Origin of the sequence: Streptomyces sp. Je 1-332, assembly GCF_040730185.1 — a bacterium.
In the GTDB taxonomy this organism is placed as follows: domain Bacteria; phylum Actinomycetota; class Actinomycetes; order Streptomycetales; family Streptomycetaceae; genus Streptomyces.
In genome coordinates, this window is record NZ_CP160402.1 from 7,211,115 (window position 1) to 7,232,421 (window position 21,307).

Below are 21,307 nucleotides of genomic sequence, written 5' to 3' on the forward strand. Positions count from 1 at the left end.
GCCTCATGGTTTTAGCCAGAGGAAGATGGCTGCGACATGGAGTGCGGCCTGATAATTCGTGGCGAGTTTGTCGGTACGCATGGCAATGCCGCGCCATTGCTTGAGCCGGTTGATGCAGCGTTCGACAGCGTTGCGGAGGCGGTAAGCATCACGATCGAGCGCGACCGGGCGGCCGCCGCGTGGGCCGCGGCGCTTCCGGTTGGCCTGCTGGTCAGCGGGTTCGAGGATGACCGCGCGGATTCCGCGCCTGCGCAAGTGGGCGCGGATCGCCCGAGATGAGTAGGCGCGGTCGGCGAGCACGGTGTCGGGACGGACACGAGGTCGACCGACTGGGCGCGGGACACGGATAGCGGCCATGACACGCTCGAACTGCGGTGCGTCACCCGCTTGTCCGGCGGTGACTACGAAAGCGATCGGGCGGCATCGGCCGTCGGCGGCCAGGTGGACTTTCGTGCTCAGTCCGCCGCGGGATCGGCCGAGAGCGTGGTCGTGCGGTTCACCGGCCGGAGCCCCCTTTTCGCGGCACCGGCGGCGTGCTGGTGGGCGCGGACGACCGTGGAATCGACGCCAACAAGCCAGTCCAGATCGCCATCCGCGTCCGCGCGGGCCTGCAAAGCGACGAGGACGCGGTGCCAGGTGCCATCGCGGGCCCAACGGGTGAACCGGTCAAACACCGTCTGCCAGGGAGGGCACTCGTCCGGCAAGTCACGCCAGGCGAGGTTGTTGCGGTACTTGAACGCCACCGCGTCGATGACCCGCCGGTGATCCGTCCACCGCCCGCCCCGACGAGGCGTCCGGTCCGGTAGTAGCGGCTCGATCAGTCTCCAATGGCCATCGCTCAGGCCCCCACGAACACTCACACCACACTAAAACGACCACCTGATCCACCAGACACGGCCTAGCTCCCCGGCGATGGCGCGGGCGATGAGGGTCGTGCCGCAGCCGGGCGGGCCGTACGGGAGCAGTCCGCCGCGCAGGCTCTTGCCGTACAGCTTGCGCAGTTCCGGGTTGCGCATCGGGGCCAGGAAGGAGGTTTCGAGGCGTTCCTTGACTTCCTGTATGCCGCCGACGTCGGCGAGTCGCACGGTGCCGGGCGCGCCATCTCCCATGCTGCGGCATCGCCGGGGTCGAGGTCGCCGCTGCCGTCGGCGGCCAGCGGCGCCTCGGCCGGGGACGGCGTGCTCTCGAGGAACCGGGGCGGGACGAGGTCGCCGACTTCCTCCTCGGCGGCCGTCCAGTCGAAGCCGTTCTGGGGCTGGTGCTGGGGAGGGGGCGCCCGGCTCTGCGGGGCAGGTGCGCCCATGGCGCTGGTCATGAGGTTGCGTACCTGCGCATCGGCCGGCGCGTGCTGCAGGGCGACAGCGGCTTCGGTGATCGCCGCGTCATTGTTGCCCTGCGTCCAGCAGCATGTCGGCGAGGTGTACGCGCAGCGGTACGTCGGCGGGGGCCGACGCGACGGCTGTGCGCAGGCTCTGGATCGGAGGGGATTCCTCCGGCATGGTCGATTCTCTGTGTTGGTGGTGGCTGGGGTGGTCCGGCGTTTGTTGTTCGTCCTGGTTCACCGAGGTGACCTGGTCGGCCCTGGAGTGGCCTTGAGGTGTTCGGTGAGCTGCTGGAGGGTGGTCCAGGCTTCGGCGTCTGTGTTGTCGCCCAAGGGGTAATGGAGTGCGGGGTGGCTGGTGGTGCCGAGCTGGGTGGGGCGGAGGTTGAGCGGTGGGCGGCGGGCGTGGGAGAGGCCGATGTCGTTTACCTCGGAGGGGCCCAGGGTGAACGCGGTGGGGATGGGCGGGGCCTCGAATTGCGGGGGGATGGTCAGGTCTCGGCGGGCGCGGCGTACGGAGGTGAGCATGGTGGTCAGGCCGTGCTCGGTGATGAGGGTTTCCGCGAGGGCCTCGATGCTGTCCAGGGGCGGGGCTGTGTCTTCGCCGTAGCCGAGGGCGAGGGTGGTGTCTTGGGCGATGCCAGTTGCGGTGCGGGAGATGCGGAGGGTGGCGATGGCCGGGCGGTCGGGGTGGCCGATGGCGAGGATGTGGGTGGGTTCGGGGGCGCGCCCTCGGGCCAGTTCGGTCAACTGGCGGGTGGACCAGGGGAGATTGATGGGTTCAGCTGGGCCCCAGCCGGTGGGCGGTGTGCCGGCGAGGCGGTGCCAGGCAGTCTCGAGGGGGCGGCCGAGGATGAGGTCTTCATCGGCATCGTGGTGGGTGCGCAGGGAGACGATGAGCTGGCGCTCGGTGCCGATTCCGGGCTGGGTGAAGGGCGCTGCGACGGTGGCTTGGCCGTCGGCGGTGAGGGCGGGGGCGAAGGTGCCGTCCTGCCAGCGCAGCACGGCGCCGGAGAGGCCGTCGTAGTAGCCGCAGTCGGGGTGTTGGATGACCCATCGGTTGGGGGCGCCGGTCAGGGCTGTGCGCAGGGGCAGGCTGAGGCGGGCGTGGTGTGGGGTGACGATGTGCAGGGCGCGGCCGGATGCGGTGGTCGCGCGCAGGATGTCGGACAGCCAGGCAGTCAGGGGGATGACGGGGCGATCGGCGATGACGACGGCGGTGGAGTCGGTGAGTACGTCGACTGCCGGCAGGGCTCCGTCGGGCGCGGGGTGTGCGGTGACGGCTTTGTCCGCGTCGTCGGGGGTGGGGATGACCTGGGTGGTGGCCGCGGAGGGAGGCCATGTGGTGCCGCCGAGGAGGGTGGTGAGGCGGCCGCAGAGAGAACCCGCGAGAGGTTCGGCTTCGGGGACGGCGGTGGAGGCACGGGCCTCGGTCCACCAGAACGGGGCCCCCGGGTCGGGGGCTTCGCTGCCCAGCAGGCGCTGGGCTTCACTCGGGAGGTGGACCAGAAGCGGGGCTTCGACGGAAACGAGTGGGCGGCCTGCGGGATTACGGAGCTGGATGACCGCGCCTTCGTGCGCCGTTCCCACGTCGAGGTCGGGGCCGCCCGCGTACAGGCCTGCCAGGAGAGCCCAGGTATCGGGCATCTGAGGGGTGAGGGCGATGACGTCCTTGGTCACGGGTGTCGTGTCTCTTCCGGTGCTTCGGCGTCTTCGCTGTGGTGGGCGAGGGCGGTCTGGATGAGCTGGTGGCGGCGGCCGCGGCGGACCAGGGTGCCGCGTCCTGGGGGTTGGGTGGAGGCGTAGAGGCCGGGGAAGAGTTGGCCCTCGGTGCGGTCGCCGGTCATGAGGAGGGCGGTGGTGCCGGTTTCGCGCAGGGTGGTGAGGAAGGGTTCGTACAGGGCGCGGGAGGATCCGGCGACGCGGCGGGTGACGATGAAGTGCAGGCCGATGTCCTGGGCGGAGGAGATGTAGGGCAGGAAGGGTGCCAGGGGTTGCTGGCCCGCGGTAGTGAGGATGTCGTAGTCGTCGACGAGGATCACGATCCGGGGCCCGGTGAACGAGGGTCCCTCGGTGATGGCGTCCGGGTCGGCGGTCTCCGGCATGCGCTTTTCCAGTTCGCCCGCGATACCGGTGGCCAGGGCGCCGGCGAGTTTGGCGTTGTGGGCGTAGCCGCCGCGGTAGGGCTCGGGGACGACGCCGCGCAGGCCGCGGCGCGGGTCGAAGACGCCGAAGACCAGGTCCTTGTCGCCGTAGCGGTCCATCAGTTGCTGGGTGATCAGTTTCAGCAGATTGGTCTTGCCGCATTCGTTGTCGCCGAGGATCAGCAGGTGCTGGTCCTGGCCGGTCAGGTCCAGGAAGGCCGGGGCGAGGGCGTCCTGGTCGACGCCGAGCGGGATGCGCGAGGGCTCGGCGGTGACCGAGGGCAGCTTCGCGGCGGGCAGGGCGGTGGGCAGGACCCTGACGGGTGCGGCCAGTTCTCCATGCCAGGTGGCACGGACGGCTTGGGCGGCGTCCTGTAGGGCCGGGCCGAGGTCGCCGATGGTCGGCCGGCCGTCGATGCGGGGCAGGGCGGTGTGGGCGAAGAGTTTGGCGTCGGTGAGGATGCGGCCCGGGGTGTCCGCGGCCAGTGTCTCGGAGAGTTTGCGGTCGATGCTGGAGTCGGAGGGGTCGTTCAGGCGCAGTTCGACGCGGGTGCCGAACATCGACTGGGTGGCGATGCGTACGTCGTTCCAGCGCAGCATGCCCGCCACGATGTGGATGCCGTAGCCGCTACCGCGTTTGAGGAGGTCGGCGACGGTGTCGTCGAGCTCGGAGAACTCGTCGCGCAGGGCGCCGAATCCGTCGATGAGCAGCACGATGTCGGTCGAGCCCAGTTCGGTCAGCCGGCCCTGGGCGCGCAGGTGGCGTAGCTGGTCGACCGAGTCGATGCCGTGTTCGCGGAAGAGCTCCTCGCGCAGGGCGAGTTGGGTGCGGACCTCGGCGACGGTGCGGGCGGCCCGCTCGTGGTCGGCCCGGCCCGCGATGCCGCCCACGTGCGGCAGCCCGGACAGTGCGGTCAGGCCGCCGCCGACAAGGTCGAGGCCGTAGACGGCGACCTGGTGCGGGGTGTGGGTCAGGGCCAGGGACAGTGCGAGGGTACGTAGCAGGGTGGTCTTGCCGGACTGCGGGCCGCCGATGACGGCGGCGTGTCCGCCGGCGACGGTCAGGTCCAGGGTCCAGGGTTTTTGCCACTGCTTGGCTGGATCGTCGAGGACGCCCAGGGGTATCTGCATGGCGCCGGTGGAGGTGGCGAGGTGCAGGCCGCGCTCAGAGGCCTGTACGGGTCCGGCGGCGGCGTCGAGCGAGATCGCGTCGGGCAGTGGCGGCAGCCAGATGCGGCGGACCGGAGGGGCGGCTGTGCACAGCTGGTCGACCATGGCCGTCAGGACGGTCGGGCCGGTCTCCCGCTCCCGCATCGCGGGTTCTTCGGGCGCGCCGGTGGTGGGGTCCTGGCCTGTGTTGAAGGTGGGGTAGGTCCAGGCGAGGGGTTCGGCGTCGGTCTGCTCGCGCAGGGCCGGGCCGCGGTAGGCACCGGAGACGTAGCCCGCCTTGAAGCGTTCGTAGGTGGAGGTGTCGACTTTGAGGTAGCCGAAGCCCGGCAGTGGCGGGAGGTGGAAGGCGTCCACGGCGTCCAGGACGGTGCGTGACTCGTCGGCGGAGAAGGTACGCAGAGCCAGGCGATAGGAGAGGTAGGTCTCCAGACCCTTGAGCTTGCCGCCCTCGATGCGCTGGCTGGAGAGCAGCAGGTGCACGCCGATCGAGCGGCCGATGCGGCCGATGGACAGGAACAGGTCGATGAAGTCCGGCTTGGCGGTGAGGAGTTCACCGAATTCGTCGATGACGACGAACAGGTGGGGGAGCGCCTCCAGAGCGAGTTCGGGCTGCTTGGCGCGCAGGGCGGCGTAGTGGCCGATGTCGGCGACGTTGCCGGCGTCCTTGAGGACCTGCTGGCGGCGTTTGACCTCGCCGGCCAGGCTGGAGTGGACGCGCTCGACGAGGCCTGCCTGGTTCTCCAGATTGGTGATGACACCTGCGACATGCGGCAGTTCGGTGAAGGGGGCGAAGGTGGCGCCGCCCTTGTAGTCGACCAGGACGAGGGCGAGGTCTTCGGGGGAGTGGGTGGCGGCCAGGGCCAGGACGAGGGTGCGCAGGAGTTCGCTCTTGCCGGAGCCGGTTGCGCCGACGCACAGGCCGTGCGGGCCCATGCCCAGTTCGGAGGACTCCTTGAGGTCGAGGAGGACGGGTTCGTGGCGGTCGTTGAGGCCGATGGGCACGCGCAGGAAGTCGCGTTCGCCGCGTGGCGCCCACAGCCTGTCGAGGTCCAGGGCGGCCGGGTCATCGATACCCAGGAGGGCGGGGAAGTCCACCGGCCCGGAGACCGGCGTGCCCTCCGTGGCCGATTCCGCCGACAACCGCAGCGGGGCCAGCAAGCGTGCCAGCCCTTCCGCACCCGCCACGCTCAGTTCATCCGATGTTCCCTGCGCGGCTCGGAGATGGGGGACGCGCAGGTCCTCGACGGTGACCTGGTCGGCGTCGACGGTGATCCGCACGCTCACCTCATCCGGCTCGTGCACCTGCTGCTCCAGCAGGTGCAGCACCGTCACACCCATGTCGGCCAGCCCGACCGTCGCGTCGGGGCGCGGCAGCTCGACGGCGTTCTCTCTGTATGCATCGCTGATCACGACGAGCCGGTCGGTGAGCTTCAGCGCGTCCTTGCCGGAAAGACCGCGCCGTACCTCAGCCGCGTACGACGCTCGTCGCCGCAGGTCTGGGCCGATGAGCCGGGCCAGCTGAGGTAGATCCGGCGCGATCCGCCGGCCTGCAACAGGGGCACCGTTCCCCTCGCCGACCTCGTCACCCAGGACGTGAGGCAGCCACTTCGCCCACTCCCACTCGGGAAGCCGGTCGCCAGGCACCCCTAGGGCGATGGCCACATCGTCCGGCGCGTGGGTGACGGCAGCCTGGGCCAGCACCGCACGGGCCACATTCAGCACAGCCTCGCGCTCTCCGACAATGCTGACGTTCCCGACCCGGTCGAGCGGCACCGTCAGCGGACAGTCCGCCGTCACGGCGAAACGCGCCTGCAGAGCGCGGGCCTCATTCAGCATGAACGGATCAGGCGGGGTCAGCACACCGCCGGCCGTGTCCTGTCCGATCGCCAGGTCCTGCACGGGTACGTCTCCGGCACCCACTCGCACGCGCAGGAAGTCCGCATCCGCACGCCGCCGTTCCCACAACCGGGCCGGATCACGCACCAGGTCATACAACGCCAGCGGCGCCGGAGACAGCAGACGGGCTCTCGCCCGCCGCTCGCGCTCTATTGCCCCCAACTCCTCGCGCTGCTCCTCCAGATACTCCAGATACCGCTCTCGCTGTGTACGCCGGGTTCGCTGGGCCTTGCCCCGCTGCGACAGGAACAGAGCCACCGCGGCCAGCAATGCGAAGACAAGGACGATCGCGCCGATGGCGGCGAACTGGCTGTTACGGATCACGGTCATCATCACCACCGATCCCATGACACCGGCCATCGGCAGCAGCGCGGTCGCCGCACTGCCCATCTTGCCCTCGGGCAGATTCGGCGGCGGCTCGATGGTCCGCGGCTCGGCCGGGGCCAGAGGGCGGGTGGAGCGGGCCGGGCGGTGGACAAGATGCTGAGTCATCGCACTCTCACAGCTCTCTGTATCGCCTCGGCGGCCAACCGAACCGCGGCATCGCGGGAGCTCTGGCCGAGCATGGCGGTGTGTATGGGGCCGCCCTGGGCCAAGTGACGGTCATAGGGCAACGGCACCACACCCACCCCGGTCTCCCGCAGATGCGCGGTGGCCGCCTTCAGATCAAGCGTCGTATCGGGCGAGTTCGCCGTCAGCGCCACCACCGTGGTCGCCAGCGCTGAGTGCGGCAGACGGGCCAGCCAGTCCAGCACGATGCGGGTGCCGTTCACGCCCTCCGCGGTCATCGGGGCGACCACCACGCGTGCGTGAGCGGTGTCCATCGCGGTCCGCGCCACCTCGCCCGGCAGCGACTCGCAGTCCACCACCGTCACCGCGAAATACCGGCGCAGCGCCAGCGTCACCGTCCGGTAGGTGCGTACGTCCAGCGGGGGCCCGACCCGTCCCTGACCGGCGGGCAGCAACCACCCCCCGTCGGGCACCGGCACCAGATAGCCGGTGATATCGGTGAGCTGCATGGAGGGAGAGAGGATCTCTGCCAAGTCGCCGCATGCCCAGCGCACCGACTCCGCGCCCATCCGTACGGGCAGCGTGCCCAGAGCGGCATCGGCCTCCAAGGCGAGCACCGGATCATGCCGGTAGTGCTGGAACGTGCGTCCCAACAGCGCGGAGACGGTGGACTTGCCCACCCCGCCCCGGATGGAGGTGACAGCGACCACCCGGCCCGTGGTGACCGGCTGCTGGATCTCACGGACCAGCCGCGTCTGCTCGGCGACCTCCTGCCCGGCAGAGGCCGTGAGTTTACGCAGAGTCCGCCCGGTCCGCCGAGCCGCCGAATCCCCGTGCTGCGGGGTGCCCAGAGCACGCGCGAGACGTGGATCGACAGTCGGCACGGCCTCCGGCGCCGGCGCAGCAATCCGTGGATCTTGGACACCGCGGGGAGCCGGCGCCGGAACCTGCGCCGCACGGGTTGGCCGCTCCTGTCGCTGCGACGGTGCTGGTGCCGGTGACTGAGGCGCTGACCGGGGATCCCCGAGAGATTCCGAGGCGGCAAGACGCAGCGCGGCAGTGGACTCCGCGGAAGCCGTTCCCAGCTCCCGGAGCACATTTCGCTGCCAGTCCCCGTCAACCATGGCCGCCGTCCCTACGCGAAGGTGTCGAGCAGGCGCCCGTACACATCGAACACCCCGATCGTCAGGGGCAACAGAGCGATTACCCCCACCGACTCCACCAGATCCCCCGCCCGTCGCAGCCGTACCCGCACGTGCTCAGCGGGCTGCACCACCAGGACCACGAGGGGAACGACCGCGAACGCCACGAGCAAGGCCAGTGGCCCCGCCGCCCCGGACTGTTCCATCCACACCCATACCAGCCGTACGGCGACGACCGCCGAGGCCGTCAGCAACGCGACGACCTCGGCAGTCAGCGGAAAGGCACGCGCCCGCAACGCCAGCACCACCGCGACGGCCCCCGCGAGCAGCACCGTCCACACAGATACGACGCGCAACACCAACACCCCGGCGAACGCTGCGGAAGCACCCGACACGACCGTGGCGATCGCCAGGCCACGATGGGTGGCCGCCAGAGCGGAAGACACCTGATAGCGGCTCACCGACACCCCACCGGAGCGCCGGTCGTCCAATCCCGGCAGCCCGGACGCCATCATCGCAAGGCGCGGCAACAACCCCAGCGCCACCACCGAAACGACCGTCAGCAACGCCGCGGCACGAGCTGTCTCGACTCCCGGGCTGCCACCCGACTGCACGGCGAGCGCGGCCTCCCAGCACACGGCGCCCCCGGCCAGTGCCGCAGCGCCCACGAGCCCGCCGCGCCCCAGTGGCAAGAACCATCCCGACAGCGCCAACGCCACGACCAGGGCACCGGCAACGCCCGCCATTCGCAAGGCGCCAGACCAGGCATACGCATCGCCGAGCGACCAGGCACCGAACACCCCCAGAACGCCGGTTACGACGATCAGTGTGGCGGCCAGGCTCGTCCGCCGGGCACGCCCGAACAAGGCTCCGCCGAGAGCCGCAAGGACAGCGGTGGCCAGCAGCACCGTGCCGACACCCGACGCGGAGAACTCGCCTCGCGCCAACACCCCGGCCACGACGGCCCATCCGACCGTGGCCGTACCGGACACCACCTGACGGGCCGCAGGCCGCCACCGCCACGCCCGCACATCCAAGTCGTCGGCGGCCTCATCGGTGACGTCATGCACCACCGGCGCAGACGGAGCATCCTCCACCCGAACCAGCCGCAGCACCGCACCGTCCGGCACACCGGCCGACTCCAGCGTCCCGTCCTGCGCCAGTACCGAACCATCGGCCGTCACCAGATGCCGCAGCATCGGCTGCGTGTCCACACGGTCGTCCAACAGTCGCATGACGTCGGGCAGAAGCCGCCCGATCGGCTCCTGCGACGGCAGGACGAGGTCCACCCGCCGCCCCTCGCCAACGAGTGTGACCCGGCTGAGCGCTGTACGACTCGGACTGCTTGTCCGCCTCGTGGGTCCCGCAGGTATCACGCGTTCGAACCAATCATTGAGAGGAGGAGGAAGGTGGAGGAGAAGGAGTGGACACCGGTGCGGAAGGCGAAGAGGACGGGACTGGCGATCCGTACGGGCTCTTTCCGATAAGGCGGTGGGAGATGAAGGACCACCCCACACACCCGGCACACAACACCGCGGCGATCACAACCCCGGCGAACACCTTCCCCAACCGCTCATCCACAGAACGTCGCTGCCGCTGCGCCCCGAACAACACGGCATCTCGCAGCCGTCGGCGTCGAACAGACACCGACTCCAGCAATTGGCTGTCATAATCCTGGGCTGCCACCCCACCTACTCCTCGCTACATCGCTCACAAGTTTCCGGCAGACCCAGGCCGTGGCCCGGGTCGAGGCATGATGAGCGGTCGTTCCTCAACACTAATCAGTCGGAAGCAGGTCGGATTGGCCGGAACCCACAGGGGGCGATGTCAAGCGACTCACAGTTCCACCATCCGCGACCAGAACGTCGGGCATTTCTGCCTCAAGAAAGCGGAGATAGCCGATGGTCCCGAAAGTGGTAGTCCGCGCAGCCAACCATGTCAGGAGAGAGTGAAGTTCGCCGAACTGGTCGGGGTGAATCTCTTGACGAACCGTCAATGCCCACCCGCGCGGGCCGTGCTGGAGCTCGCCTACCAGGGCCCCGCCGATACGTGATGCCGGACCGGTTGAGGACAGTAGTGGATACTCCTGCACCTCCTGCAAGTCATCGACTGGAGCCGTCTCTTGGGGCTCGTCCAGGTGCCAACGAAGCAGGGCCAAGTCGGGATCGGAAATCGAGGCGGGGAGGTTAAGCGCAAGCTGCAGTTCGTAGAGGTCACTCATGCGAGATGTCCATGCTACTCGTCTTCTTCCATTTGCGTCGTCAAACGCAGTGTGAGCTCGGCGCTGGCCAGCATCCGGGTGATCTCAATCGGCAGATTCCCGAATTCTTCCCTGACGACATCGGAAGGGTCAATTGTGCGCAACTGTCCGTCGCGGCCCTCTGCCTCGACGACGTAGCGATAGCCGCGTGGTGCCGTAGAGTCGTCTACCACATTCCATCGAGCACCATGTTTCTCGATGAGGAATTCCGATACGTATGACATCAGGTCGCTGAGCAGCGTCACCCAGTCTGATGGCTCGAATTCCTGGTAAGGAAGACGGGATACGTAATTCTGTAGAGCTGGGACTAGCTGCAGCGGGTCGCCAACGTAGACGTCCGGGGCGACTCCCAGCATGTCTGCGATTCCGACAATATTATTGCGTGAATCCTCGATCCATCGTTCGAGGTCTGGTTCGGGAGCGGCTGCCCTCGCCATTCCTGGCACCTTCCGTGTGGTTAAGACTTCTTGGGGGGTGGACCGTATTCAACGAATACGATTCTTGCCTGTATGAGGTAATTTCTGAGTGCTTGTGAGGGGGGCGCGTGAGTGAACACCCAGCGAGGATCATATCCGGGATCTAGCCGCCGCAGCGTCAGATCCTTGTTGATCTGCTCCATCATCCCCTTGTTCAGTGGTACCTCGCCGTTGACGACCTGCTTCGTTCCGTCTGCGAGTGTGACTGTCCGGAATTCCAGGTAGTGCTTCACCTCAACAGCCAGCGTACGCCCGTCCGGCAGGTCCACAGGAACATCGACCTTTCGCCCTCCTGGGCGCTCGACCGGGTAATACGGGTGGTCATGCCGCGTCACTCTGTAGTGCCTTTCCGGGCTGCCGTCGAGCATCTCCCGGAGGTAGTCTTCGGCTGCGTCATTCCGATATTTACTCGGGCGCAGATTGCGCAACTCGCGCAGAGTCAGTTCTGTTCTGCCAGGCGGGAGCGCTGGTCGTGTGAAGTCGGGGACGTCGCTTCCAGTACCGCCTTGACGTGGTTCGGCCGATGCGTCCGGTTCATTGGCATCCGTTTGGGTGTCGTGTGACGTGGTCGTATCCGGATCATCTGATCCGCTGCCGTGAGCTGGCTCGTTCGAGCTGTCATTGGCTGCGCCTGCCCCGTTGGGCCCTTCGTTTCCACGAGCGCCATGGCCAGCAACATGGGCCTCCCCAGTGGCTGTCCCGCCTGTGCCGCTGCCTTCGCGAGAGGGCGTCGAGTCGTGCGGCCGGCTCGGCACAGGTTCATGGTTGGTGGACGGGCCACGACCGAGGTCGTCTGCCGCGCCGCTGGGTAGCTGGTTCGTCCTGCCTCCAGCGTGGCCGGAGGAGCCGGTAACGGGCATATCGTTACCAGTCCGGCCGACGGCCCCGACCGCCCCCTCTCCGGAGCGGGCACCGGCCATCGCCGGCTCACGAACCGGTGCGCGCACGGCGGGTGTTTCGGCCTGCCCTCCGGTGCGCTCGGGAGCCGCCCTCTGGACCTTGACCTGGTCGACGTGCTGGACGATCACCTTGTGGTTCTCGTCGAGGAGTGCGCCCTCGCGGGTGAGGTAGCGGGTCTCGCCCTTCTCCGTCACGTACTTGAGGGTGTTGTCCGGGAGGACCTCGACGCGGTCGGGGATCTTTACGATCGTGCCGTCGGGCTGGAGTTTGCCCTGCCCGGACAGGACGTCGTTGTATGCCCCGGTGTTGAGGTTCTTGAGGCTGCCGAAGAGGTCGCCTACCTTGACGGCGCCGAACTTGCCGGCCTTCCCGATGTAGGTGATGGGGTCGACCAGACGGCCGGCCTTGCCCGCGACCGAGATGGCCTTCGCGGCGGCACCGCTCTTGGCAGCTGCGCCCGCGCCCCCGGTGGCCACGGTGGTGATGACGTTGAAAGAGACCGCCCCGGCGGCACGTGCGGGGTTCTTGCCCCACTGGTCGTAGGCAACCAGGGCCTTGCCTGTCTCCGTGACCGCCGTACGCGAATCGCGCAGCCAGGAGGGCAGCTTGTCCTTGGGGGCCATCCAGTAGGCGGCCCCGGCGGGGCTGAGGGTGATGGCAAGGCCGGTCGCCAGCTTGGCCAGGCCCGTCCAGGCCTGACCTGCGGCCTCCCAGCCGTCCGTGCCGACCAGGGTGCCCAGGCCCTTGATCGTGCCGACGACGCCGTCAATGATGAAGCCGTCCCACACAAAGCTCTTGATGTTGTGGCGGACGGCCGCCCATCCGGTGTATTCCCGCTCGACCGGAGCGCCCCAGGGCGTCGACTCGGCGTGGTTGAGGTCCTCGGCCTTGTAGCCGTAGGTGCCGCAGTTGCTCTCGCCGTCGCTGGCCTTGAGCTGGATGCCGCCGACCAGGGCGGTGATCTTGTTGTGGCAGGCGCGTTCGGCCGCCCAGAACGCGTCCATGGTGGTGTTCACGTCGTGCCACAGGTCGTTGTTGTGCTGGACCTTGTCCTTGTCCTCGCGCCAGTCTTCGTCACCCGCGACGTCGTTGCAGTAGAAACTGCTGGCCTCGGTCTGCAGACTTTTGAGCTTGGCGGCCAGCGGACGCACCTCATCCGCGTAGGTGGTCAGCGCTTGCGACACCTTCTCCAGGTCGTCGGCGAACGCGTCCGTCTTGGTAGCCACCGGCGCGGTGGTGGCGAACAGATCCTCCGCCTCCGGGGCCTGGTAGAAGGCGGACAATCCCTGGAAGTTGGAGTGGACCAGCGCGCCATTGACGCGGAACAGGATCGCTTCCGCGGTCAGGGTCGTTGCATCCAGTTCCAGTTGTTCCAGGTTCCCGGTGAACTGGGGGATTCCTGCGGAGTCAATGAGCTTGGCATCGCTCACTTGCCACCGCCTTGTCCGGTGCCCGCACCGGGCATGTCGATCTTGGGTTCCTTCAGGGCGGCGGCCTGGGCGTCAGCAGCCATGTCCAGGTCCCCCTTGATGTATGCGGTGGTTGCCTCGCCCGCGCCGTTCAATGAACTCCCGGCGCGCTTGGCGATATAGGTCAGGTCCTTCTGCCACTGCGTGAAGAACACGCCCAGCGCGGCTGCCACCGGTCCCTGTGTGCCGTCTCCCTCGCGCCCGCCTTCGACAGCAGTCCCCGCCGACTTCGCCGCGCTCGGCAGCGTCTTTTGCATCTGCCCACCAACGCTGGCGAGCCCTTCGGCGGCCGTACCCGCCTTCTCCAGAACGCCGCTCACTCCGGCAGGATCAATGTCCCAAGCCGTCACAACAAGCCCCCTTCATCCCCGATCCCCGTCGCCCATACCGCTGGTCTCGGCCGGGCGCCCCACCGCCTCTCCAGGAGGCGGGCAGTCAGCCGATGTTGTCGACCGCCGCGCGCGCCCGCGCGAGCGTCGACTGTGCGGTGCCGTCGTTCTGCTCCAGTGTGGTGCGCACGAGGCGGATGATTTCCCGGACCTCGTTGGCCGCCTTGTTCCAGCGGACTTCCTTGCCGTGGTAGTCGTCGGAGACGCCGTCGGCCTGGTAGTCGGCCATCGCGGCCTTCACCGCGCGGTCACGGTCGCCGAGCACCAGCTCCAGCTGACCGATGATGATCTGCAGGCCGCCCTGCACGTCGGCCGAGGCGCCGGTGTCGTAGGAGCGGCGGTCCTGGGTTCCAGCCATGGCGAAGTTCCCCCTGTGTGCGAAGTGTTGGGTGTGCGTGCAGGTCGAGTCGGCAGGATCAGGCCGAGAAGCGGGCGCCGTCGAAGTTGGCCGCGCCCATGTTCTGGTGGGCGTTGTCGGACTGCTCCTGGTCACCGGAGCCGAACGCGGTGTCCATGCCCGCCTGGCCGCCCAGAATTGAGGACAGCGCACCGTTCAGATCCGAAGTGATCTCGTCCGCCCGCAACTTGAACGAGTCGAAGGTCGCTTTGCCCGCCCCGTTGAACTTGCCCTCCAGCGGCTCCGCCGCCTGGACCAGCAGACTGATCAGCGTCCCGAGATCGTCGCTGGACCCCACCGTGCTCTTCCCCAGCACCGCGAGAGTCGTGTCTCCCATGTCGAACTTCATGAGTCCACCCCCGTAAGTCGCCAACTTATGGTGTGCGCCGCTCGTCGTCTGTGAGTCACGGGAGCCGCACGCATCACTCACGCCCCGTAGCGTATCGAACATCCTCTCCCATCGCGCGTTGCAGACGCAACGTCGTTTGGACTGAAGTGGCGTGATCTGTCGCATGGCGTCGGCAACGGCGTCCTGGTTTACGCAACCCAACTCCGTGCTCACCAGCAGCGTGTCAGTTCGGCCCCACAGGGATCGGGCCGCGCCGGTAGGCGCTGAGGGGAGTTACGTGGCCGGGACCTTGCGTCGCGGGAAGGGCGCGACGAGGCCTGATGCAAGACGTAACCGGCGGTCGATGCAGTCAGAAGCGCTGCCTGCGGAGCAGTGCCTGTACACCTGGTCGTCGAGTCCAGGCGTTCCCGATGCCCAGCTTGCACGGCCGAGGAGCGAGCAATTCGAGTTACTCGTTGGCTCGTTGGCCGACGAGTGCTGGTGCAGTGACGGGCCGGCGACGGCGCTTCTGCGGTGGCAGCGTCGCTGCCGCGTTCCCGGTCGGTACGCAGCTGAAGGTGACGAACCTGGACAACTCCAAGTCCACCACGGTGGAGGTCACTTCGACGTCGGGCAGCTGTGTTCTGCTCAACAACGCGGCGTTCGAGGAGGTGCGCGAGTCCGGGAAGTTCCTCATCCGCGAGGCGCGGATCGAGCGCGTCGGGTAGTCGTTAAGGTGGCTCAGTGGCCTGGCGGTTCCGGGCCGCTCCGGACGGCACGGCTGCTCCGGACGGTGGCTCCTGCGCGGGCCAAGTGGCTTACGGCGGGGGCCAAGTGGCTCACGGCGAGGGGGCGTTGGGCTTGGTGGAGTGCTTGGATCGGCCCGCGGCGCTGCCCCCGTCGTTGCCCCCTTCACTGCGCGCGCCGCTCGGTTTCATCGCCGTCCTCGCCGCGCTGGTGGTCGTCACGCTCGGGGTCCTGTACGCCGGTCACGGTCGGTCCGGCTCCGTGGACAGGTGGTTCATCCAGCCCACGGACGACAGCGTGCGGCCGCCATGGCGCGGCCTCGCCCTGGCCACGGACTTCTTGGCGGAGCCCGCCGGAGCGGCGATGCTGCTCGTGCTTGCCGTGACGGGCTGTCTGCTGCTTCGGCGGCCCCGCGCAGCGGTGCTCGTCGTGGCCGGGGTCGTCGTGACCGTGGGGGCGACGACACTGGTCAAACCCCTGGTGGGGCGCACCATCCACGGCGACGGCAACCTGTCCTATCCGAGCGGGCACACCGCCTTCCTCACCGCACTCGCCCTCATGGTGGCGCTGCTCGCGGCAGGGCGGCTCGGCCTCGGCCGGGCGGCCGGCATGCTGCTCGTGCTCGGAGCGGCGCTGGTCACCGGCGCCGCCATGGGCTGGGCGCAGGTCTCCCTGGGCGCGCACTACCCGACCGACGTACTCGGCGGCTGGTGCACCGCGCTGGCCGTCGTACCGGCGATCGCGTGGCTGGTCGACCTGGCGGCCGACGCCCTTCGGCGGAAGCGCCGCTGACGGCGCATCACGTCACCTCACACACCAGCTCACGCCAAGCGGCGGAACACCGGCTTCACCGGCCGCCCGCCCACCCAAGGGGAGGGATCACCGGCGTCAAGTGCCTTCCGGTACACCGCACATGCCTGGGCCACCACGTCCACGGTGTGGTCGATGTCGGCGTCGCTGAGCGCGCTGCTCACCACGAACGACGGGGCAAGGATGCCGCCCGCGAGCAGCCGGCGCAGGAACAGGGTGCGGTACTGCTGCGAGGGCTGCCCGTTCGCGTCGAGGGTGGCGAAGACCAGGTTGCTGGCCCGGCCCCGGACGACGACGTGGTCGCCGACGCCCATGCCGGCCGCTGCCTCGCGGACCCCGGCCGCCAACCGCTCGCCCACAGCGTGAAGTTGGGCGGTGATGCCCTCCTCGGCGTAAGTGGACTGCACGGCCATCGCGGCGGCCAGCGAGTGTGTTTCCGCGCCGTGCGTGGTGGACAGCAGGAACACCCGGTCGCCGGAGTGCCGCAGCCCGCCCCGCTCCATCAGCTCGCGCCGCCCGGCGAGCGCGGAGACGGCGAACCCGTTGCCCAGCGCCTTGCCGAACGTGGAGAGGTCGGGGGTCACGCCGTACAGGCCCTGGGCGCCCGACTCGGACCAGCGGAAGCCGGTGATCATCTCGTCGAAGACCAGTACGCAGCCGTGTCGGTCGGCCAGTTCGCGCAGGCCCGTGAGGTAGCCGTGCGGCGGCTCGGTGTGTGTGGTGGCCGGTTCGAGGATCAGGCAGGCGATCTCGCCCCGGTGCCGGGAGAGGAGCTCTTCCGTGGCGGCCAGGTCCCCGTACGGAAAGGACACCGTGAGATCGGTGGTCGCCGCGGGAATGCCGGCGGACATCGGCGTCGTACCGATGAACCAGTCGTCGACGGAGAAGAACGGATGGTCGCCGCAGATGGCCACGCGCGGGCGCCCCGTGGCGGCGCGGGCGAGGCGCACCGCGGCGGTGGTGGCGTCGGAGCCGTTCTTCGCGAACTTCACCATCTCGGCGGTCGGCACGGTGGCCAGGAAGTGTTCAGCGGCCTCGGCCTCCACGAGGGAAGGCCGGACGAAGTTGCTGCCACGGTCGAGTTCGCGCCGCACCGCTTCGATCACGCGCGGATGGGCGTGGCCGAGGCTGACCGACCGCAGACCGGAGCCGTACTCGATGTAGCGGTTGCCGTCGACGTCCCACACGTGGGCACCGTGGCCGTGGCTGATGACCGGGGCCAGGTTCTCGGGGTACTGGTCGTCGCCCTTGGCGTACGTGTGCGCGCCCCCGGGGATCGCGGCGTGCAGCCGCTCGTTCGCAAGACGCGACTTGGGCAGATGCGACTCTTCGGTGTCCACAGCGACTTCAGCTCTCCTTCTGCTTCAGGGCCGCGGCGAGGCTCGGCGCCTCCCGGTCCCGCTGGGACATCGACGTGACCGGCAGCGGCCACGGTATGGCGAGCTCCGGGTCGTCGAAGGCGATCGTCACGTCCTCGGCCGGGTCGTGCGGGCGGTCGATGCGGTACGAGGTGTCGGCGGTCTCGGTCAGCGCCTGGAAGCCGTGCGCGCATCCCGCCGGGATGTACAGGGTCGTCTGCGTCTCGCCGGACAGTTCGAAGAAGGCCCGGCCGAGGTAGGTCGGTGAGTCCGGCCGCAGGTCCACGACGACGTCGAAGACGCTCCCGTACGAGCAGCGCACCAGCTTGGCCTCGCCGGCACCGGAGCGCAGGTGCAGACCGCGCACCACGCCCCGGACCGAGCGGGACAGGCTGTCCTGGACGAAGGCGCCCGGGTCGATGCCCACCGAGCGCACCACGTCGACGTCGAAGGTGCGGCAGAAGAAGCCTCGCTCGTCGGCGTACGGCGTCGGCTCGAAGAGGTACGCGCCCTCGATCGCCGGGACTTCGGTCACCTTCACTTTGCCTCCCGCAGGGTGTGGTCGCTCGCCGGGAACAGGGCCGCGGACAAGGCGGTGAACTGGTCCTCCAGGCGTCGGGCCGCGAGCAGGTTCTGCTCGGTGAGGGCCCGTCGTACCTCGGCCGAACTCCGCTCCAGCGTCCGGAACTTGTCCAGCAGCTGGCCGGCGTCCGCCTCGCGGGCCGGGTGGCAGTACGCGCCGAGCCCCATCCGGGCCATGAGCGCGTCGCTCTTCGCCGAGTAGCTGATGGCGAGGGTCGGTGTGCCGACCTTCAGCGCGCAGATCAGGTTGTGGTACCGGGTCGCAACGACCGTGTCGGCGGCCGCCATCTCCTTCATCAGATCGTCGAGCGAGGCGGTCTCGGCCGCGGTGACCAGGGGTGAGTCGACCGCGTCGAGGATCGCGTCGACCACCGGCCGGTCGAGTTCGTCGCCGGTGACAAGACGGACCGCCCTGCCGTCCTCGACCAGGGCGCGCACGAACGCGGTCGTCCCGTCGAGGTAGCGCCGATTGATGTGCACGGCCCTCGCACGTTCGTCGTTGTTGCCGTGGAAGTCCATGACGCCGACGCAGACCGGTCCCGGCGGCCCCGACGGCACGCTCGCCGACGGCGTCGGCAGGGCGAACACGAGGTCCTCGTAGACCTCGTCGCGCGAAGTGTCCACGTCCATCGCCCGCATCGCATCGCGGGAATGGTCGTCGCGGTACGACCGGTAGGCGGCAAGCCGGGCCGACCAGCGCACCAGGGTCCGGGTCGGCCGGTTGCCGATCGGCCCCGCGCCGACGCTGACCAGCGCGACCCGGGTGCCCAACAGCCGTCCGGTCGCGCAGAGCAGGAACAACGAGTAGGGGAAGCCCCACGGCCGCAGCGGCAGCGTGGTCTCCAGGACGCCCGTGCCCGGCACGATCACCACGTCGTGCCGGCGCACCCATGCCGCGGTGCGGACGGCGTCGACGAGTTTGCCCAGACCCTTGGCCGCGATCGCGCCCGCACGCGACGCGGTCCGGTACTCCCCGCGGTACCAGTTCAACCGCGTGGCGGGGATCCGGTATCGGGCCGTGACGTCCTCGGGCCCGCCGCACATCGCGTCCACGAGCGCGTCCGGGTGCTCGGCCCGCAGGTACCCGAGCACGGCTTCGAGCGACCCGTTGTTGCCGACGTTGCCCGCGCCGAGCAGACCGAACAGCCCGACACGCGGCGTCTTTCCGTCTTCGGAGGTCATGTCCGCCGCCCTTCACGGCCGGCGACGAGGGCGTCGACGGAGACGGTGATCAGGGCCGGGTCGACCGGGGCACGGTCCTCGACCCGCTCGCCGGCGCCGGGCCGGGTCCGGCTGGTCATCCACGCGGCCAGGTGTCCGTAGCACGCGCGCCGGTCCGCGGCGGACAACGGCGCCCGCTGGATCGCCGCGACGAAGCCCCATACGTACTCGGCGAGGAGCCGGGGCGTGGGGTGCAGGGGGCCCGCCCGGCGCGGGTCAAGGTTGACGCACCTCGACCGCTTGGACGGGTTCGCCCGCTCTGCGCGGGTGGGGTGGTCGCGGCGGAAGTACAGCAGCTCCGGCACCTGGTGGAAGGGTCCGTGCAGGGCGATCTCGGCGACGAACGTGCGGTCCGCATGGTGATAGCTGTCGTGCGGCTTCACCCGGCGCAGCACGTCGGCCCGTATCACGCCGTAGAAGTCGTCGCCGCCGGGCTCGAACAGCATGCTGCGGAAGCGCTCCGGTGCGCGCGGCGAGTCGGTGGCGAGCGTGTACGCGTAGGGGACCGTCACCTTGCCGTCGCCGTCGATGACCGCCTGGTCGGCGTGGGCGAGGATCACGTCAGGGCGTTCGTCGAGCGCCTCGACGCAGCGCCGCAGCAGGTCCCGGGCGTACAGGTCGTCGTGCGAGGCCCACTTGAACAGCTCGCCGCGGCACTGGGTGAAGACGTAGTTGTGGTTCGGCGCGGCGCCGATGTTCCGCAGCAGCCGGATGTACCGGATGCGCGAGTCCCGCGCGGCGTACTCGCGGCAGATGTCCTGGGTCTTGTCGGTCGAGGCGTTGTCGGTGACGACCAGCTCGAAGTCCTCGTAGGTCTGGCCGAGCAGAGCGTCGAGCGATTCGGCGAGGTACTCCTCGCCGTTGTAGACGGGCAGGCCGATGCTCAACCGGGGATGGGCGGTCATTGCGTCCTCACTTCGGGGATGGGGTTCAGGCGGCGCTCGCGCAGAGCGGACCGCAGTTGCAGCCACCACACGGCAGAGCTGCAGGCGGCCGCGGCGGCGACGCCCCAGGCCGAGCCGACGGTGCCGGCCACGACCGCCCCGCCGAGCCCGCCGCTGACGTAGAAGGTCGAGGCGAACAGCTGGCAGCGCAGGCTGCGCCGGGCCGCGGCGAGCGCGCGAAGTCCGGCCGCCGCGCCGGTGCCGAGGCCGGCGCCCGCGACGCCGAGCGTGACCGGCACGATGATCTGTGCGGCGGAGCTCCAGACGTCACCGAGGACGAGCTCGCCCAGGCGGTCCGGCATCAGGAGCAGCACCGAGCCCCAGAGCAGCGCGCCGACGGCCTGTCCGCCGCCGAGGAGGAGGCAGAACCTGCCGAGCCGGTGCGGGGCCTGGCGCAGCATCCGTGCCGCCTCCGCGACGGTGACCAGCGTCAGCCCCATCAGCACGGCGAGGAACGGGCCGAGCAGCAGCTCGGCGCCCCGGATCACACCCACCGCGCCGACCCCGACGATCGCGCCGAGCCCGTAGGCGCGCAGCTGGCTGGCGCCGCTGACGCCGACGTTCTCGACCAGATACCGGTAGCTGAGATCGCGGTGCTCGTGCAGCCACGCGCGCCCGCCGGTGAGCCGGGGCCGTATGCCGGACTGGAAACAGCCGTACACCGCGGCCACCGCGGCGGACGCGCCCCAGGCGAGCACGAAGGCGGTCACGGTGCCCACGCGGGCCGCCACCACCATGGCGGGAACGAGCGCGACGCCCCACACGACGTCGTTCACGAACGCCTTACGGCCGTTGCCCGCGGCGAAGAACGAGTACCGCCAGGCGTCCTGCAACAGCAGCCCCGGCAGCATCAGACCGAGCCCGGCGAACGCGGGCCCCACCTGACCGCCGAGGGCGAGGCCGATCACCAGACACGCGGCACCGATCACGGCACCGACGCCGAGCGCGGTGCCCGACGAACGGGCCACCGCCCCGCGCCAGGACGTGTCGGACACGCCGCTGAAGCGCACCACGAGCGGATCGGTGGCCAGGCCGCGGGAGACGCTGAGGACCACTCCGTAGGTCACCCAGGCCAGGCTGAACACGCCGAACGCGGTCAGGCCAAGGGAGCGGGCCACGTAGATCCCCACCGCGAAGTTGGACAGGCTGGAGGCCGCCTGGTCGGCCAGGCCCCAGGACAGCCGGCCGAGGATGGCCCGCCTGGCGGTGGGCCGGGCCGTCTTCTCCTCCCCGGTGGTCATCG

General features: G+C 69.3%; 17 protein-coding genes and 2 pseudogenes. 2 read left to right on the top strand and 17 right to left on the bottom strand.

Annotated elements, in window-relative coordinates:
• Positions 1 to 3: 3 nt before the first annotated feature.
• The 12 genes and pseudogenes from ABXJ52_RS32425 to ABXJ52_RS32480 all read right to left on the bottom strand — a co-directional run bounded on the left by ABXJ52_RS32425 (position 4) and on the right by ABXJ52_RS32480 (position 14,423).
• Positions 4 to 860 (bottom strand): IS5 family transposase gene (locus ABXJ52_RS32425; protein ID WP_367046955.1). Its coding sequence is split into 2 segments (ribosomal slippage): positions 4 to 524 and positions 524 to 860, totalling 858 coding nucleotides; the frame shifts between segments, so codons are not numbered across the junction.
• A gap of 36 nt (positions 861 to 896) precedes the next feature.
• Positions 897 to 1,499 (bottom strand): annotated as a pseudogene (locus ABXJ52_RS32430) (tetratricopeptide repeat protein); the annotation flags it as partial.
• 59 nt (positions 1,500 to 1,558) lie between these two features.
• The gene (locus tag ABXJ52_RS32435; RefSeq protein ID WP_367046957.1) at positions 1,559 to 3,001 is read right to left on the bottom strand and encodes a DUF6177 family protein; all 1,443 of its coding nucleotides are present in this window, start codon (positions 2,999 to 3,001) and stop codon (positions 1,559 to 1,561) included.
• Positions 2,998 to 7,023: a type VII secretion protein EccCa gene (gene eccCa / locus ABXJ52_RS32440; protein WP_367046958.1), complete on the bottom strand. Its 4,026-nt coding sequence runs from the start codon at positions 7,021 to 7,023 to the stop codon at positions 2,998 to 3,000. Before eccCa ends, ABXJ52_RS32435 begins: the two co-directional genes overlap by 4 nt.
• The gene (locus tag ABXJ52_RS32445; protein WP_367046960.1) at positions 7,020 to 8,165 is read right to left on the bottom strand and encodes a hypothetical protein; all 1,146 of its coding nucleotides are present in this window, start codon (positions 8,163 to 8,165) and stop codon (positions 7,020 to 7,022) included. The genes eccCa and ABXJ52_RS32445 overlap by 4 nt, the downstream gene beginning before the upstream one ends.
• Before the next feature lie 11 nt (positions 8,166 to 8,176).
• On the bottom strand, positions 8,177 to 9,559 hold the full coding sequence (eccD, locus tag ABXJ52_RS32450; protein ID WP_367046962.1) for a type VII secretion integral membrane protein EccD: 1,383 nt from the start codon (positions 9,557 to 9,559) through the stop codon (positions 8,177 to 8,179).
• Positions 9,560 to 9,960: 401 nt separating this feature from the next.
• Positions 9,961 to 10,404, bottom strand: a complete 444-nt coding sequence (locus ABXJ52_RS32455) for a hypothetical protein (RefSeq protein WP_367046964.1) — start codon at positions 10,402 to 10,404, stop codon at positions 9,961 to 9,963.
• Positions 10,405 to 10,418: 14 nt separating this feature from the next.
• Positions 10,419 to 10,880: a hypothetical protein gene (locus ABXJ52_RS32460; protein WP_367046966.1), complete on the bottom strand. Its 462-nt coding sequence runs from the start codon at positions 10,878 to 10,880 to the stop codon at positions 10,419 to 10,421.
• A gap of 20 nt (positions 10,881 to 10,900) precedes the next feature.
• Complete coding sequence (locus ABXJ52_RS32465) at positions 10,901 to 13,249, bottom strand: hypothetical protein (protein WP_367046968.1); 2,349 nt, start codon at positions 13,247 to 13,249, stop codon at positions 10,901 to 10,903.
• The gene (locus tag ABXJ52_RS32470; RefSeq protein WP_367046969.1) at positions 13,246 to 13,638 is read right to left on the bottom strand and encodes a DUF6507 family protein; all 393 of its coding nucleotides are present in this window, start codon (positions 13,636 to 13,638) and stop codon (positions 13,246 to 13,248) included. The genes ABXJ52_RS32465 and ABXJ52_RS32470 overlap by 4 nt, the downstream gene beginning before the upstream one ends.
• A gap of 85 nt (positions 13,639 to 13,723) precedes the next feature.
• Positions 13,724 to 14,035, bottom strand: coding sequence for a pore-forming ESAT-6 family protein (locus tag ABXJ52_RS32475; RefSeq protein ID WP_367046970.1), 312 nt, complete (start codon positions 14,033 to 14,035; stop codon positions 13,724 to 13,726).
• 58 nt (positions 14,036 to 14,093) lie between these two features.
• Complete coding sequence (locus tag ABXJ52_RS32480) at positions 14,094 to 14,423, bottom strand: hypothetical protein (protein ID WP_367046972.1); 330 nt, start codon at positions 14,421 to 14,423, stop codon at positions 14,094 to 14,096.
• Positions 14,424 to 14,935: 512 nt separating this feature from the next.
• Here ABXJ52_RS32480 and ABXJ52_RS32485 point away from each other — a divergent pair.
• Both ABXJ52_RS32485 and ABXJ52_RS32490 read left to right on the top strand, forming a co-directional pair.
• Positions 14,936 to 15,130, top strand: a pseudogene (locus tag ABXJ52_RS32485) (hypothetical protein); the annotation flags it as partial.
• A 145-nt stretch (positions 15,131 to 15,275) separates the two neighbouring features.
• Positions 15,276 to 15,941, top strand: coding sequence for a phosphatase PAP2 family protein (locus tag ABXJ52_RS32490; protein WP_367046975.1), 666 nt, complete (start codon positions 15,276 to 15,278; stop codon positions 15,939 to 15,941).
• Between the two features lie 29 nt (positions 15,942 to 15,970).
• On the opposite strand, the gene ABXJ52_RS32495 is transcribed toward ABXJ52_RS32490, so the two are convergent.
• Genes ABXJ52_RS32495 through ABXJ52_RS32515 form a run of 5 tightly spaced genes read right to left on the bottom strand, consistent with a single transcriptional unit; the run spans position 15,971 to position 21,305 of the window.
• Positions 15,971 to 17,299 (bottom strand): glutamate-1-semialdehyde 2,1-aminomutase, encoded by a 1,329-nt coding sequence (locus tag ABXJ52_RS32495; protein WP_367046978.1) that lies wholly within the window; start codon positions 17,297 to 17,299, stop codon positions 15,971 to 15,973.
• 7 nt (positions 17,300 to 17,306) lie between these two features.
• The gene (locus ABXJ52_RS32500) at positions 17,307 to 17,858 is read right to left on the bottom strand and encodes a dTDP-4-dehydrorhamnose 3,5-epimerase family protein (protein ID WP_367046980.1); all 552 of its coding nucleotides are present in this window, start codon (positions 17,856 to 17,858) and stop codon (positions 17,307 to 17,309) included.
• On the bottom strand, positions 17,855 to 19,081 hold the full coding sequence (locus tag ABXJ52_RS32505; protein ID WP_367046982.1) for a polysaccharide pyruvyl transferase family protein: 1,227 nt from the start codon (positions 19,079 to 19,081) through the stop codon (positions 17,855 to 17,857). Before ABXJ52_RS32505 ends, ABXJ52_RS32500 begins: the two co-directional genes overlap by 4 nt.
• Complete coding sequence (locus ABXJ52_RS32510; RefSeq protein ID WP_367046985.1) at positions 19,078 to 20,025, bottom strand: glycosyltransferase family 2 protein; 948 nt, start codon at positions 20,023 to 20,025, stop codon at positions 19,078 to 19,080. The genes ABXJ52_RS32505 and ABXJ52_RS32510 overlap by 4 nt, the downstream gene beginning before the upstream one ends.
• Positions 20,022 to 21,305 carry a hypothetical protein gene (locus ABXJ52_RS32515; RefSeq protein WP_367046987.1) on the bottom strand — a complete coding sequence of 428 codons (1,284 nt, stop codon included), beginning with the start codon at positions 21,303 to 21,305 and terminating at the stop codon, positions 20,022 to 20,024. The genes ABXJ52_RS32510 and ABXJ52_RS32515 overlap by 4 nt, the downstream gene beginning before the upstream one ends.
• Positions 21,306 to 21,307 lie beyond the last annotated feature (2 nt).

Coding starts and splice junctions, on each gene's coding strand:
- eccCa (WP_367046958.1), bottom strand. CDS start 7,023: ATGACTCAGCATCTTGTCCACCGCCCGGCCCGCTCCACCCGCCCTCTG.
- ABXJ52_RS32445 (WP_367046960.1), bottom strand. CDS start 8,165: ATGGTTGACGGGGACTGGCAGCGAAATGTGCTCCGGGAGCTGGGAACG.
- ABXJ52_RS32455 (WP_367046964.1), bottom strand. CDS start 10,404: ATGAGTGACCTCTACGAACTGCAGCTTGCGCTTAACCTCCCCGCCTCG.
- ABXJ52_RS32460 (WP_367046966.1), bottom strand. CDS start 10,880: ATGGCGAGGGCAGCCGCTCCCGAACCAGACCTCGAACGATGGATCGAG.
- ABXJ52_RS32475 (WP_367046970.1), bottom strand. CDS start 14,035: ATGGCTGGAACCCAGGACCGCCGCTCCTACGACACCGGCGCCTCGGCC.
- ABXJ52_RS32480 (WP_367046972.1), bottom strand. CDS start 14,423: ATGAAGTTCGACATGGGAGACACGACTCTCGCGGTGCTGGGGAAGAGC.
- ABXJ52_RS32505 (WP_367046982.1), bottom strand. CDS start 19,081: ATGACCTCCGAAGACGGAAAGACGCCGCGTGTCGGGCTGTTCGGTCTG.
- ABXJ52_RS32510 (WP_367046985.1), bottom strand. CDS start 20,025: ATGACCGCCCATCCCCGGTTGAGCATCGGCCTGCCCGTCTACAACGGC.
- ABXJ52_RS32515 (WP_367046987.1), bottom strand. CDS start 21,305: ATGACCACCGGGGAGGAGAAGACGGCCCGGCCCACCGCCAGGCGGGCC.